This window comes from Paenibacillus sp. PastM-3 (assembly GCF_029893965.1).
Classification (GTDB): Bacteria; Bacillota; Bacilli; order Paenibacillales; family Paenibacillaceae; genus Paenibacillus_AQ.
Genome location: NZ_JARXXP010000006.1, coordinates 129,059 through 143,222 on the forward strand (window position 1 = coordinate 129,059; position 14,164 = coordinate 143,222).

The 14,164-nt window shown below is 53.9% G+C and carries 9 protein-coding genes; 3 read left to right on the forward strand and 6 right to left on the reverse strand.

Translation table 11 applies throughout. From position 1 onward, the window contains the following. Positions 1 to 4 precede the first annotated feature (4 nt). The 3 genes from M2108_RS12220 to M2108_RS12230 all read right to left on the reverse strand — a co-directional run bounded on the left by M2108_RS12220 (position 5) and on the right by M2108_RS12230 (position 5,766). Positions 5 to 1,819 carry a glycoside hydrolase family 43 protein gene (locus M2108_RS12220; RefSeq protein WP_277469611.1) on the reverse strand — a complete coding sequence of 605 codons (1,815 nt, stop codon included), beginning with the start codon at positions 1,817 to 1,819 and terminating at the stop codon, positions 5 to 7. A 62-nt stretch (positions 1,820 to 1,881) separates the two neighbouring features. Next, positions 1,882 to 4,266 carry an alpha-L-arabinofuranosidase C-terminal domain-containing protein gene (locus M2108_RS12225; RefSeq protein ID WP_277469612.1) on the reverse strand — a complete coding sequence of 795 codons (2,385 nt, stop codon included), beginning with the start codon at positions 4,264 to 4,266 and terminating at the stop codon, positions 1,882 to 1,884. Positions 4,267 to 4,563: 297 nt separating this feature from the next. Continuing rightward, positions 4,564 to 5,766 (reverse strand): sensor histidine kinase, encoded by a 1,203-nt coding sequence (locus M2108_RS12230; protein ID WP_277469613.1) that lies wholly within the window; start codon positions 5,764 to 5,766, stop codon positions 4,564 to 4,566. A 237-nt stretch (positions 5,767 to 6,003) separates the two neighbouring features. On the opposite strand from M2108_RS12230, the gene M2108_RS12235 reads away from it, so the two are divergent. Further along, a complete protein-coding gene (locus tag M2108_RS12235) occupies positions 6,004 to 6,864 on the forward strand; it encodes a helix-turn-helix domain-containing protein (protein ID WP_277469614.1) in 861 nt (286 codons plus the stop codon). A gap of 20 nt (positions 6,865 to 6,884) precedes the next feature. Here the strand turns inward: M2108_RS12235 and M2108_RS12240 are convergent, their stop codons facing one another. Beyond that, positions 6,885 to 9,272, reverse strand: a complete 2,388-nt coding sequence (locus M2108_RS12240; RefSeq protein ID WP_277469615.1) for a glycoside hydrolase family 95 protein — start codon at positions 9,270 to 9,272, stop codon at positions 6,885 to 6,887. A gap of 115 nt (positions 9,273 to 9,387) precedes the next feature. Then, positions 9,388 to 9,609 (reverse strand): hypothetical protein, encoded by a 222-nt coding sequence (locus M2108_RS12245; protein ID WP_221803176.1) that lies wholly within the window; start codon positions 9,607 to 9,609, stop codon positions 9,388 to 9,390. A 133-nt stretch (positions 9,610 to 9,742) separates the two neighbouring features. Between M2108_RS12245 and M2108_RS12250 the strand changes: the two genes are divergently transcribed. Next, positions 9,743 to 10,300, forward strand: coding sequence for an AAA family ATPase (locus M2108_RS12250; protein WP_277469616.1), 558 nt, complete (start codon positions 9,743 to 9,745; stop codon positions 10,298 to 10,300). A gap of 28 nt (positions 10,301 to 10,328) precedes the next feature. Continuing rightward, the gene (rarD, locus tag M2108_RS12255) at positions 10,329 to 11,207 is read left to right on the forward strand and encodes an EamA family transporter RarD (protein ID WP_277469617.1); all 879 of its coding nucleotides are present in this window, start codon (positions 10,329 to 10,331) and stop codon (positions 11,205 to 11,207) included. 88 nt (positions 11,208 to 11,295) lie between these two features. Here the strand turns inward: rarD and M2108_RS12260 are convergent, their stop codons facing one another. Next, positions 11,296 to 13,962, reverse strand: a complete 2,667-nt coding sequence (locus M2108_RS12260) for a glycoside hydrolase family 78 protein (RefSeq protein WP_277469618.1) — start codon at positions 13,960 to 13,962, stop codon at positions 11,296 to 11,298. Positions 13,963 to 14,164 lie beyond the last annotated feature (202 nt).

Below are 14,164 nucleotides of genomic sequence, written 5' to 3' on the forward strand. Positions count from 1 at the left end.
GCTTCTACAGGTTCACCGGCTGCATCAGCCCGTTCCCGCCGAAGCTTAACGGATCAATACAGGTTTCGCGGTGGATTCCCTTATAATCGTTGAACCGGGTCAGCGGTGTAACGAACCGGTGATAGGCAATCCAGTACTTTCCGGTATCCGGGTCATGCAGGATAGAGTGGTGGGCGGTGCCGAGCATATCCTTGTCCTTGTTTTTGCTGAGAACCGTATACTGATAAGTTACCGGCCCGTACAGCTGCTCCGCCGTTCCATAGTTCACATGATAATCTTCGCTGCCTGTATCGTCACAGGACCAGGTGAAATGATACAGACCGTCCCGTTTGAGCACGGTGACTGATTCACGGAAGTCATGCAGCCCTTCCAGATTCCGCATGGTGTCTTCAACCACCGAGATCATATCTGCGCCCAGCTCAACAATCGCAGCATGACTGTTTCCGAACAGCAGATATACCTTGCCGTCATCCTCGGCATAAATGGACGGGTCAATGGTCTGCCCCATGACGATTCCCAGCCGCTGCAGCTGCCCCATGGTAATCAGCGGCTCAGGCTGTGCAATGAACGGTCCGGCAGGAGCATCGGCAACCGCTACACCGATCGCACTCTCACCGTCCGGTTTTTTGCCGCAGAAATAATAGAAGTAGCGGCCGTCCTTGCTGGCGATGCACGGAGCCCAGGCGCTGCTGACTGCCCACGGCACATCATCGGTTGCCAGATCCAGAATGACACCTTCGTCCTTCCACAGCTTCAGATCCTCCGAAGAGAAGACATGGAACTGTGTTCCCGACCAGCCGGTAAAGCCGTCTGTTGTCGGGTACAGATAGTAACGGTCACCGAACTTGGCCAGATCCGGGTCGGCGAATTGCCCCGGCAGCACCTGGTGGCCATCCCCGAAGGCCTGCAGCAGCAGGCTGGACTCCTCAAAGGTGATTGGCAGCACGCCGCCATGGCGCTTTTTGTTTCTGCCGAGGTCAAACTCGCTGTCTTCCAGCACCCGGAACTCGCCGCTGCCGGGGTCAGAGGTTAGAAGCGGCAGATAGCCCTTACCTTCCGCATAGCGGTCCACGATCAGGCACCACTCCTCATGCCCGTTCAGCTTGAAGATTTCCGGGCCTTCCACACCCATAATGGCTTCCAGAACAGGAGCATCTACATAGCTGAAGGCATCCTTATCCAGCGACACGCCTTCCTCTACCCGGATATTCTTCGTTGTCTCATCCTTGGAATAGCGGTAATACTTGCCGCCTGCCTCAATAATTGTAGTATCTATAATATGGTTGTCACGCTCGATATATTTCTCAGCCGGCGTGAAGGTACGGAAGTCCTTCGTACGCGCGCTGTAGATTTTGTGCTTCCGGGCGTTTTCCTGCGGCTCCTGTGTAGCGGAAGCCCAGAATACCAGAAATTCGTCCGCAGCCTCGTCATATATCGCTTCCGGAGCCCACACACAGCCGGCTCCTTCCACCCCGACAGTAACCGGCCAAGGCTCTGACCAGTTCACCAGGTCGGCGGATTCCCAGACGATAATATCGCGGCTTCCCTCCTCAACTGCCGCACCCCAGCCCTTGCCGCTGGCAATACGCAGATCGGTGGCGATCAGATAGAATTTCCCTTCCTTGGGCGAACGGACGATAAAAGGATCTCTGGCCCCCTTTTCCCCCCGCTCTGAACGCAGAACCGGCAGGCCTCCATTCAGATCCTTCCAGTGCAGGCCGTTCTCGCTGTAAGAGAAATAGACCTGTTCACCATCAGGCTGCTCCCCGATAAAATGAACTAACAGATAACCGGAATAAGTTGGTTGCGATTCGGACAAGATGAACCCTCCCTGCGGGATAATAGATAGTGTAATAGCTAAAAGCGGGCCTTTCGTTTTGCTTAAGCCTTCTGTACTCTGAACACAGTAACCGAATGTGCCGGGAACTCATAATCAAAGCTGCTTCCTTCAAAGGCGATCGTCCGGCTGGACGGGCTGACCTTCAGCGGCTCGGCAAAGCTGTTCTCCGCATCCAGTTCCACTCCCGACAGCTCATGGACCTCAGCCTGGTAAGAAGCTGCGGCTAATTCCTGCAGTTCGACTGTAACGGGAAGCGGGGTGCCCAGCACGTTGACCGCCTTGACGATCACATCACCGGTTGCCTCCTCTACACTTGCCGTATAATACAGCGGCTGAATGTCCGGCACACGGTCTTCCGCCGAATTGATCACAGCCCCGTTTATCGAAGCCGTAATCACGCGGCCGCTGACATGCAGCTCCAGCTCATAATCGGTATCCTTCTCTACGGTGAACAGGCTCTGGGTCAGGCAGGAGCCCCGTCCGTTAACGACCGCACTCAGCGTGCTGTCCTGGTTCTGCCAGCCGCCAAGCTCCCAGTTCAGCCGGTTCTTGCTATCCTGCATGCCGAAGAAGATCAGGAAAGCGCAGACGCCGCCTGTTTTGCGGGCAGTCAATCTGAGCGTATAATCACTCCAGTCCGTTTCCCCCAGCAGGAAGGAACGCTGTTCTTCCTCCTTGCTCACAGTGCCTTCTGTATCATTAAGCTCAACAGGCGCTTCAATCACCTTTTGCTCACCTGTATGATTGTTAGTCAGCGTAATGTTGCTGTACGTAACAGCAGATTTCTCGGCAGCCAGGACAATACTGCCCTTCACCGGCTCCTGAACAGGCTCCGGCTTCTCCGGAAGATTCTCGGCAGCGATTCCCAGCAGCCGGTCCCCCTGATGGTTCATAAACAGCTTCTGTACATAATAGTTCGGCGTACCGAACACCTCATGGTTATTGAACCAGATCATATCCGGCTTCCAGTTGACATAGTCGACATTGCACAGCATCGGCGCGTAGCAGGCCAGGCCGACGGCATGGGCACCCCGCTCCAGCCGGGTCATGAACGCAGCTTCTACTAGAGCGTTATAGTAGGTATTACCCCAGGATGCATATTCACCCAGGAACACCTTGGGCTCATCAGCCTTGAAGCTGTCGTACCGGTCCATGTTGGCGAGGAACCACTCCGGGGACTGGTAGTAATGCTCGTCAACCAGATCCGAACCATGCTCTCTGGCCGAGGCCCAGCCCCGCTCATATTCACCGCCGGCAGCAAACGGGCCGCTGCTGTTGATTACCTGGATATGAGGATACCGCTCCTTGATCGCCTTATGGAAATACGGATACCGCTCAAAGAACGGCTCGCCGACCTCCTCGTTGCCGATCGCGATGTATTCCAGCCCGAAGGGCTCGGGATGGCCGAGTGAGCTGCGGATTCCGCCCCACTCCGTCGTTGCGTCGCCTGTGGCGAATTCAATCAGATCGAGGGCATCCTGAATCCACGGTCCGAGCTCGCCAAGGGGAACGATCCGCTTATGGTGGGGATCATAGCCGCCCGGCAATACAGGAATGGCTTTGGCCCCGATGTCTTCGCAGAACTGGAAGTATTCATAATAGCCCAGACCCAGCGTCTGATTGTACTGCCAGTTATTCCGCCTCGCCGGACGTTCCGCTAGCTCTCCGATTGTATTCTTCCAGCGGTACATCGAATTCCGGTCATGCGGGTTCAGTGACCCGTCATGAACAAGACAGCCGCCGGGAAAGCGCATAAATTTCGGCTTCATGTCTGCCAGCAGGACGGCAATATCCTCGCGCAGCCCGTTACGGCGGCCGAGATAGGTCTTCTGCGGGAACAGCGATACCAGATCAACCTCGAGTCTGCCCTGCCCGCCGGTCAGGATAACCAGCCTGCAGGCATTGTCGGTGCATCCAGCCGTAAGAACCGCTTCATATTTCTGCCACTGATCAGACTCTACGGTCAGCTCAGCTGAAGCACATGCCGCCCCGTTGCTGTCTTCAATGAGGACACGCACCGGTGTGCTGAAGCTGTCACTGCGCCGTGCATAGAGCGAGAACAGGTAATGCTCGCCTTCCTTTACCGGAATACCTGTATTGAAGCCGGCATTAGACAGGCCCACACCGTCTCCAGGCTCGGTTATCTCAATCACCGCATAGTGCGGGTTTTTGGGATGGAACGGGGATTCGCTCGCAATGCTCAGCTCCGCACGCCCGTCTCCACGCTCTGCCTTTTCCCAGGCTGTCAAAGCATGGTAGGAGGGATGATCAATTGGATCGAATTCAAATGAGCGGTTCTGGACCAGCTCCGCATACAAGCCCCCGTCGGCTGCATGATTGAGGTCTTCAAAGAAAATGCCGAACAAATCGCCCAGCGGGGCTCCCGTTTGTTGCGCATACACCTTCAGCTTGGTCTGTTTATCCATTGGTTTGGGTCCTCTCTGCATAAACTTATTTAGTTAACATTTTTATTAATATATTTATAATTATAAAAGTATTATAGACAGATGAACTGAAAGGAGTCAATCCATTATTATGGTATCAGCTGACTAAATATCCTTTTAGTGAATCAGATTCCGGTTTTTAATTAATATATATATTAACTATGATCGCAATCTCAATACAAAATAGTTCCACCCGGCCGCTTCAGATCTGCTTCACATATAACAAAAAGACCCGCCTCTCCCGGCAGGTCCCCTTCTGCAATCTTATACTCATATGGCTTATGATACACTACCCTCCATACAGGCAGCATAATCGCTGACCCACGGCAGGCTGACCTTCACACTCGTTCCCACCTTTATTTCCGAATTCACCTGGATCTGTCCGCCGTACATTTCGATTAATTGTTTGCAGATGGACAGCCCGATACCGGTTCCTTTTTGCTTCGTGGTAAAAAACGGGTCGAAAATCCGGTTTAGCTTATCCTTCGGTATGCCCGCCCCGTTATCGGTAAAAATCAGGATAATTTCGTCCGTCTCATCCTGCGTCGTAATGGTAACATCAATTCTGCCGCTTAAGGCTGTGAAGGCGTCGATGCTGTTTTTCAAAATATTCAGGAAGACCTGTTCCAGCTGCGAGGCGCTTCCCAGCGTCCACACCTGTTCTGCAGAACAATCCACATTAAGAACAATATTATCGCTGAGGATGAGCTGATTCACGATATTTACAACCCGGTGTATAACTTCAATTACATTAAAAATTTCACCGTCTCTTTGCAGACTATCCCCCTTACGGGAGAGCACCAGGAAATCCGTGACCAGTCTGTTCAGGTTATCAATCTCCTTAATCGTGATATCCAGATAGGTTCGCAATTCTGCCGCCTTGATCTCGGGTTCATTCAGCCGGTTATGGATAAGCTGGGCGAAGCCCTTAATAGAAGCCAGCGGATTGCGGATTTCATGTGCCATTCCTGCAGCCATCTGTCCCATTACTGCTATTTTTTGCTCATGCAGGCTGTCAATTTCCTCATTTTTATTAGACAGATAGCCCTGGGCGAAGCCGGTAAACCGTACCCAGTTGCATTCCATCAGACGGCCGTTAAAAAACAGCCGGTTCACGGAGTCATCCACCTTCTCCTCAATAATTCCGAACATGATGTTCTGGGCTGTCAGATTCAGATCCTTGCTCATTTCCATCATAATATCAAAGTGCTCACCGAAGATGTCCGCGAGGAATATCCCTTGCTGGATACCCTCACTGTGCGAATTATCCAGAAACTGTCCATAATCGGCAGCGTTCATGTACAGGGCCTCTATCATATGTAATAGAATCGTAGTGAAGCTGGAATCCAGCAGTTCCTTATGTGATTCTATAAACCAGTCAAGATCGCTATCCTTTCTCATTAAGGAACGATAATGACTGTCCAGAATAACCGGAACCGATAACGTTAATGATGCGCGCAATTCAACTTCACTGTATGCCATTACTGTCCTCCCTTTACATTATCAGCTATATATTAAAAGAGTACCTAAGCGTTTAACCCAACTAAATATTCCCTATCTGCACTGTACGCTGACCCGTCCAATTTGTAAATATTGGATTGCATAAAGTTTCAGGATACCGGGATGCCTATCAAATAATGGCTTGATTCCGGCAATACATGCTAAAATCATCTGAGAGAATTCTTGATGTCCACTGCTTACGGATCGGAGAGTATGAATGTGAACAATCAGCAATTAACCCGGATGTATATGGAGAATCTTGAGGTACGCGTAACGGCTGCAGGATACAATCAGGTGTGGACCGACTGGCGGGAGCTGGATTATACGCCAGACTACAACAAGTTTTACCTGATATGTGAAGGGGAGGGCTGGCTGAAAATCGGCGATGCCGAGTTCAGTCCGCAGCCCGGGGAATGGTTCCTGATGCCGCAGGGCATCAAGCAGTCCTTTTCTTATACCTCCGGCCCCAGGTACACGAAGTACTGGTGCCATTTTACCGCGCGGATCGGGGAACGCAATCTGTTTGATCTGCTGCAGACGCCGCTTTGGATCGACACGGAGCAGGACAGCGGACCCATTGAGCTTTTCCGTGAGCTGCTGAAGCACCATAACGATTCTGCCCTTACCGGTCCGCTGCTCGTCAAATCGGCCATGCTAAAGCTTATAGCCCACTATCTGGAACAGAGTGCCGTAACCCAGCAAGGCCTCAGGCCGGCAGCGGTATCCGAGCCGCTTCAGCAGGTCATCTCGCATATTCAGCGCTGCTATCACCGGAATCTGACCATTGAAGAGCTGGCTGAGCTGGCGCACCTGCAGCCCAATTATTTTATCCGTGTGTTTAAACGGCAGTTCGGGACCTCCCCGATTCAATATATCAATAAAAAAAGACTTGAGGAAGCCAAGCTGCTGCTTGCAACCACGAATCTGCTGCTGTCGGAAATCGGCGACAGGGTAGGGATACCGGACATTTCCTATTTATCCAGAACCTTCAAAGCATTCACCGGCTTCTCACCCTCAGCCTACCGGCTAACCTTCAGCCCGGAACAGCTGCCGGTAAACGCCAAAAAACCTCAGCAATGAGGTTTTTTGGGCTGAACAGGCTATTCCTTTACGGTGAGGGTATACCGCTTGCCGGCTTCAACCGGAAATTCGGCAATCCCATCCGTTACCGTAACATTCTCTACTCTGGCTCCGGCTTCGCTAATCTGAATCTGCTGACCGGCCAGTACCCGGCAGGTTTGTGTGCGGGAAGCTGTAATAACCGCCCCTGACAAGCTTCCGCTGCTCCAGTCTATATCCACTTCATAACCCCCTCTGGCCCGCAGTCCTTTCACATATCCTTCCGGCCAGGAGTCCGGCAGCGCCGGCAGCAGCGTAAGGAATCCCTGATGGGACTGCAGCAGCATCTCGGCAATGCCTGAAGTGGCGGCAAAGTTGCCGTCAATCTGAAACGGCGGATGAGCGTCGAACAGATTGGCGTATACGCCGCCCTCTGCGGCCCGCTCGCGCACCGTTTCATTTTCCCTGACAAGGGTGAGCAGATTGGAAATGAGCCGCTCCGCCCGGTTGCCGTCCTTGAAGCGGGCCCACAGGCTGATTTTCCAGCCCAGGCTCCAGCCTGTTCCGCCGTCTCCCCGGATCTCAAGCGAGGTTCTGGCTGCCCGGAACAGCTCAGGCGCTGACTGCTCCGAGATCAGCCTGCCCGGATATACACCAACCAGATGGGAGACGTGGCGGTGATGGACGTCCTCCTCCGGATAATCCTTAGACCATTCCTGCAGCCTGCCCTGCCGGTCAATGCGCAGAGGCAGCATGCGGTCCTTCGCGCGCCCGAGGGTACCGGCGAACTCCTCATCCGTCTGCAGAAGTTCCGCCGACTCCATACAGTTGCCGAACAATTCGGCAATCAGCGACAGATCCATCGCTGTGGCCGCACTGACTGCATGCAGCCCGCCTCCGGCAGCAAACTTATGCTCCGGGGAGGTGGAAGGTGAGGTAATCAGCTCTCCAGCCTCATTCTCAATCAGCCAGTCCAGGCAGAACAGCGCCGCATCCTTCATCACCGGATACGCGGTCTCACGCAGAAAGTCCAAATCTCCGCTGAAAAGATAATGTTCCCACAAATGCTGGGTCAGCCACACTGCGCCCATAGGCCAGAACGCCCACACCGGATCACCGTCACCGTAAGCGCCTGCCGGGCCCGTCTGGGCCCACAGGTCGGAATTGTGATGGGCAACCCAGCCTCTGGCGCCATAGTTTACCTCGGCAGTCTTCCGGCCGTTGAGCGCCAGACTGCCAATATAATCAATGAACGGCTCATGCAGCTCGGCCAGATTGCAGATCTCCGCCGGCCAGTAATTCATTTCGGCATTGATGTTCAGCGTATAGTTGGAGCTCCACGGCGCACGGGTCTCCTGGTTCCAGATCCCCTGCAGGTTCGCAGGCTGGGTTCCCGGCCGGGAGCTGGCGATAAGCAGATATCTGCCGTAATGAAACAGCAGCTCCACCAGCCCAGGATCACTGCTTCCGTATTCGGCGATCCGCTGGTCGGTCGGCAGATCGGCAGGAGCCTTGCCTGGCCCCAGATGCAGCTTCACTCTGTCAAAAAGCGAGCGGTGATCCTGCAGGTGATCCTGCAGAACCGCAGCGTATTCCCTGCTGCAGGCCGCCTGAATAATCCGGGCCGTCACCTCCCCGGGAATACGTTCCGGGCTGCTTGCCCTGAGCAGCGGATCGAAGCTTGTCGCTGCGCTGAAGTACAGCGTGGCCGAGGTCGCCCCGCTGATATGCAGCCCTTCCGCTCCCGCATGCAGGCTTCCGCCCTCATGTATTACTGCAAGCCTTCCCTGGAATTGCAGCCCCCGGGAGGCTCCGGAATCCCCGTAACGGACCGGTTCGCTAGACGCATAATAATTCGGGTCCACATGCTCGGGAGCATGGCCGAAGATTGTAAACTGCTCCTGCTCCAGCCGGATGCTGTGGCGGAGCGGGCTGTCCAGCCTGGCAAGGAAGCTCAGCGCGCCTTCCCGGCTGGCTGTCAGCCTGACGGCTATGACCTGATCCGGATGCGAGACAAATACTTCGCGCGTGTACTGCACGCCTCCGATCTTGTATTGAATGCCGACTACACCGGCGGAAAGATCCAGCTTCCGGCTATAGCTTCCCCGCTCTACGGATTGCCCGTGCTCCATCGTAATATTCAGGTCCCCCAGCGGCAGGTAGGACTGCGTATAAGGGCCCATCATTTGCCGGCAGAGCTGATCCGCCTCCCCATAACGACCCTGCGCAATCAGGGATCTTACCTCCGGCAATACTTCCCTGGCTCCCGGATTGTTCCATTCACGGGGATAACCTGACCAGAGGGTATCTTCATTCAAAGCAATCCGTTCACGCTCAATACCGCCAAATACCATAGCGCCAAGATTACCGTTTCCTGTAGGCAGCGCCTCTGTCCAATAGACGGCAGGCGTAGAAAATTGTATATTCACGATTTAGTGACCTCCATTGATCCGGTTGATGTGCTGCTCGTTCCTTCTAATCCTAGCAATCCCGGGCAGCCGGATGAATGTCCGATCCTATCTTTCTTTTGGAGAAAATTATCATTCAATCCGAAAAATGCGGGAATCCGAAAATCCAGATCAGCACACCGAGAATCATCATGGCTATACCGGCGATTCTGGATAAAATCAGCGGAACGCCTTTGGTATACTTCTTTGTTTCCACTTTATTAGGCGTGGTTATGTTCACGGTCACTTTGCTCTGCACAAGATACAAAAGCCCAAGAATAAACAGCGCCAAGCCTGCCAGCACCCTAAGGATCAGCATTGTGTAACCCCCTCGTTCATTATCATCACTGCCGCATACTGTTCATTACCCTCTAAGCTGTGCATTTAATGATACGCCCGTTACTTTTTCCTGTGTTATTATGAATCAAAATGCTCAAAAGGGGACTTAGATGATGAAGCTGATCATTGTATTCGGACCGCAGGCCTCCGGCAAAATGACTATCGGGCATGAGCTGGAAAAGATCACCGAGCTGAAGCTGTTCCACAACCATATGACGATTGAGCTGCTGGTGCCTTTTTTCGGCTTCAGTCCGGAAATGTGGAGGCTCGTCGACAAATTCCGCCAGGACATATTCGAAACGGCTGCCGGCAGCGGGCTGTATGGAATGATTTTCACCTACGTATGGGCCTTCGATCTGCAGAACGACTGGGATTACATCGAATCCGTCTGCAGGATTATCGAAGACCGGGGCGGCGAGGTATACCTGGTTGAGCTTGAGACCGCACTTGAGGAGCGGCTGGAGCGGAACAAAACACCGCACCGGCTTGAGCATAAGCCCACCAAACGGGATGTCGCCCGCTCTGAGCAGAACCTGCTGCAGACGATGGAGCAACACCGGCTGAACTCTCATGAGGGGGAAATCACCAGGGAGCGTTATTTAAGAATCAACAATACAAGCCTGTCTGCCGCTGAGGTCGCACAGAGAATTAAGGAGAGCTTTCAGCTGTAGTGTGTAAACATGAAGAGGAGAATTGGAAATGAATAACGGATTGGTCAACGCTATAATCGCTTATATCATGTGGGGAATTCTCCCGCTGTATTGGAAGTTATTTAATGATGTGCCGGCAGGCGAGATTCTGTCGCACCGGGTAGTCTGGTCGTTCGTCTTCATGTCTGTTCTCGTCGCCGTCCAGCGCCGCTGGGGTGACATCAGGCGGATTGCGGCCAGCCGCTCGCAGCTGTTACCGCTCACAGCCAGCGGACTGCTGATCGCTGTGAATTGGCTCATCTTTATCTGGGCGGTGAATAACGGGCATGTCGTCGAGACCAGTCTCGGCTATTATCTGAACCCGCTGTTAAATGTGCTGCTTGCAGTCGTCTTCCTTCATGAGAAGCCAAACCGCGGCCAATGGCTCGCGATTGCCATCGCCAGCGCCGCGGTGCTTATTATCGCCATCAATTACGGACGTTTCCCGTGGATTGCGATCTCGCTGGCCGTGTCGTTCGGCCTGTACGGCCTCGCCAAGAAGAAGACCATGCAGGATGCTTCTGTGGGCTTGCTGTCTGAGACAGCCGTAGTTTTGCCCATCGCGCTCGGCTACTGGATCTATTTGGCGGTCACAGGAGAGTCTACAGCCTGGTCGCTGTCCCCGTCGATGTTTGCCGGGTTGCTTCTCTCCGGCGCGGTAACGGCCCTGCCGCTGCTCTTTTTTGCCCGGGCTGCTGCCCGCATGTCACTGTCCGCGCTCGGCTTTGTACAATACATCGGGCCGACCATTATGCTATTATTAAGCATATTTGTGTTTAAGGAATCGGTCTCGCCTGTTCTGCTCCTCGGCTTCGCACTTATCTGGACAGCGCTTGTCGTATACGCCGCATCCTCGGTTCGCGGCACAAGGCTTGCCAGGGCAAATTAATCTTCCCCGTTAACCCAATCAAAAAGCGGCAGTCTAAAGACACTGTATTCCCGTCTTTAGCTGCCGCTTTTTTTTTGCAATTATAGGGTTAAGCTATCGTGAACCGGTAATTCCCTGATCCTATGGTCAGCTTCCGGACGCCGGCGTTCTCTTCTGCGGATAGAACCCCGCTTACGTGATTCAGCGCTTTCCCGCTCTCCAGCATTTTTCCCCGCTGCCCAAGCGGCAGGATGAGCTCAGCCGTAGTATTGGCCGGGATCGTTATCTTCAGCTCAAGTGAACCATCCGACTGTTTGCTCCATGCTGACTGGATCGGACCGTATACGGAGCTGTAGGAGGCTTCCGCCCAAGTGAGCTGTCTGCCCGGCTGAGGCTGGATGCGGATTTTTTTGTAGCCCGGTTCGATTAGCTCAATCCCTCCGGCAATACGGTAGAGCCAGTCCCCGACAGCGCCGTAAGCGTAATGGTTGTAGGAGTTCATATCGTCACTCCAGAAGGAGCCGTCCTGCTTGATTCCATCCCAGTGCTCCCAGATCGTCGTCGCCCCCTGAAGGACGGAATACAGCCAGGAAGGGTATTCCTTCTGCAGCACCAGCTCATAGGCCAGATCGGTGTACCCGAAGCGGGACAGGACCAGGCACAGATACGGCGTCCCCACAAAACCGGTCGTCAGATGGGTTCCGTTTTCTTTTACATGATCTGCAAGCATCGCGGCCGTACGCGGACGGTCTTTTTCCTCCAAAAGATCGAACATCAGCGCTACGGCATAGGCTGTCTGAGTCGGAGAAGCTACCCGTCCGCTAGGCGTCACGAACTCCTCACGGAAAGCGCGGATGATATTGCTGTGCAGCTCGCGGTATTTTTCGGCTTCCTCCTGCTGTCCAATGATCTCCGCAGTTTTGGCCAAAAGCTCTGTTGAATAGGCAAAAAAGGCGGTGGCGATCAGATCCTTCGGCGTTGCCCCGATGTAGCTGTTCTCCTTCGCATCCAGCCCCAGCCAGTCGCCAAAGTGGTGGCCTGTGTTCCACAGGAATTCATGCTCGCCCTGGGCACGGATGTATTCCACCCAAGCCTTCATGCTTGGATACTGCTGCTTCAGTATGCGGACGTCCCCGTAGCACTGGTAAAGTGTCCACGGACAAATGACGGCGGCATCCCCCCAGGCCGAAGATCCATAACCTGCTGCCCGGATGTCAGGAATGACATGCGGCACTCTACCGTCCGCCTCCTGGTCCGCAGCGAGATCCTTTAACCATTTTTCAAAAAAAGGCACCACATTCATATTAAAGGCCGCCGTACGGATGAACACCTGCGCATCCCCCGTCCAGCCCAGTCTTTCGTCACGCTGCGGGCAGTCGGTCGGCACATCGAGGAAATTCCCTTTTTGGCCCCATAGAATGTTATGCTGCAGCCGGTTCACCAGCTCATCCGAGCAGCTGAAGCTGCCGGTCTGCTCCAGATCAGAGTGAATCACACAGCCGGTGAACTGTTCTACTAATTGATCGCGCGGCACATCCGTCACTTGGACATAGCGGAAGCCCTGGAATGTAAAATGCGGCTCAAATGTCTCCGGCTCTCCGCCCCGGCAGATATAAGTCACGGTCTGCCTGGCGGAACGCAGGTTACCGGTATAAAAATTACCGTCCCGGTCCAGCACCTCGGCATGCTGCAGCGTTACCTCTGTACCGGCTTCAGCCTTCACTGTAAATCTGACCCAGCCGACCATATTCTGGCCCATATCCAGCACAGTTGCGCCTGCCGGTGTAGTTATGACCTCGATAGGCTTAATGGTTTCAACAATGCGGGCCGGCTCGTTCTCCTGGGCTACCAGCAGCGGAGGCGGGGCATCCGTCAGTGCCGCTTGCTTCCAATGGTGGTCCGCGAAGCCGGGAGAAGCCCATCCGTCCGGCTCAAGCCGCGCATCATAGGTTTCACCGTGATACAGCTCAGACATCAGCAGCGGTCCGGTTGAAGTGCGCCAGCTGCCGTCTGTAACAATGATTTGTTCCGTGCCGTCGGCCAATGTAACATGCAGCTGAACGAGTAACGCACGCTGTTTGCCGTAATGGTCCTTGCTTCCGTCCCAGGCCAAATAGCCTTTGTACCAGCCGTTACCTACGATGCAGCCAAGTGTATTCCCGCCCGCCGTGAGCATACGGCTCACATCATAAGTCTGATACTGCAGCCGTTTATTGTAGCTCGTCCAGCCGGGGCTGAACAGCGTATCATCCGCCGGAATGCCGTTTACATACAAGCGGTACAGGCCGAGAGAGGTTGCATAGATCCGTGCTGAGACGGCCTCTGCGGGAAGCTCGAATTCTGTGCGGAAATAATCGCACGGGTCTTCGCTGTTCTCAGTGAGCTGCCCGGGAACGGGTGCCGTTATCCAGCCCGCCTGCCAGTTTTGCGTTGAGAGCAATGCGGTTTCCCAGTATGCCGGTGCGCTCCATGCTGAAACGTCATCTTCGGAGGCCCATATGCGTACCCTGAAAAAGTAGCGGGTGCGCGGGTGCATAGCCCGGCCCTGGTATTCTATGTGCACACTGGAATCGGATACGACCTTTCCGGTATCCCACACGAGCTCTGCTTCTGCTTCAAAAGACGGATCACAGCCCGCCTGAATCTGATAGGCGAATTGGATGAAGCCTCTTGTCTCCGCCTGGATCTGCCAGCTGAGCCGCGGGTTAAGATCATCGACTCCCAATGGATTGGTTCTGTAGTTCACCATCAGGTTTAACACTTTACACTGGGTCATTTAAGCCGCTCCTTTAAATAAGATGTAGTCCTCAGGCCGGTCACGGTCCCCTGCTTCCTTCCATTGCCGACATTTCTACGTCTATTGTATGGGGCAGATTGTTTGTATATGGGGGCTATTCCGGACATTGTAATAGGCGGATCTGGACATTCGCAGAGTGATTGCGTAGGATGAAAGGCAGTTAATTTAACGTTGCAGAGGA

Excerpts from the sequence above, each read along its gene's own strand:
- M2108_RS12225 (WP_277469612.1), bottom strand. The coding sequence starts at position 4,266 with ATGGATAAACAGACCAAGCTGAAGGTGTATGCGCAACAAACGGGAGCC.
- M2108_RS12230 (WP_277469613.1), bottom strand. The coding sequence starts at position 5,766 with ATGGCATACAGTGAAGTTGAATTGCGCGCATCATTAACGTTATCGGTT.
- M2108_RS12245 (WP_221803176.1), bottom strand. The coding sequence starts at position 9,609 with ATGCTGATCCTTAGGGTGCTGGCAGGCTTGGCGCTGTTTATTCTTGGG.
- M2108_RS12250 (WP_277469616.1), top strand. The coding sequence starts at position 9,743 with ATGAAGCTGATCATTGTATTCGGACCGCAGGCCTCCGGCAAAATGACT.
- rarD (WP_277469617.1), top strand. The coding sequence starts at position 10,329 with ATGAATAACGGATTGGTCAACGCTATAATCGCTTATATCATGTGGGGA.
- M2108_RS12260 (WP_277469618.1), bottom strand. The coding sequence starts at position 13,962 with ATGACCCAGTGTAAAGTGTTAAACCTGATGGTGAACTACAGAACCAAT.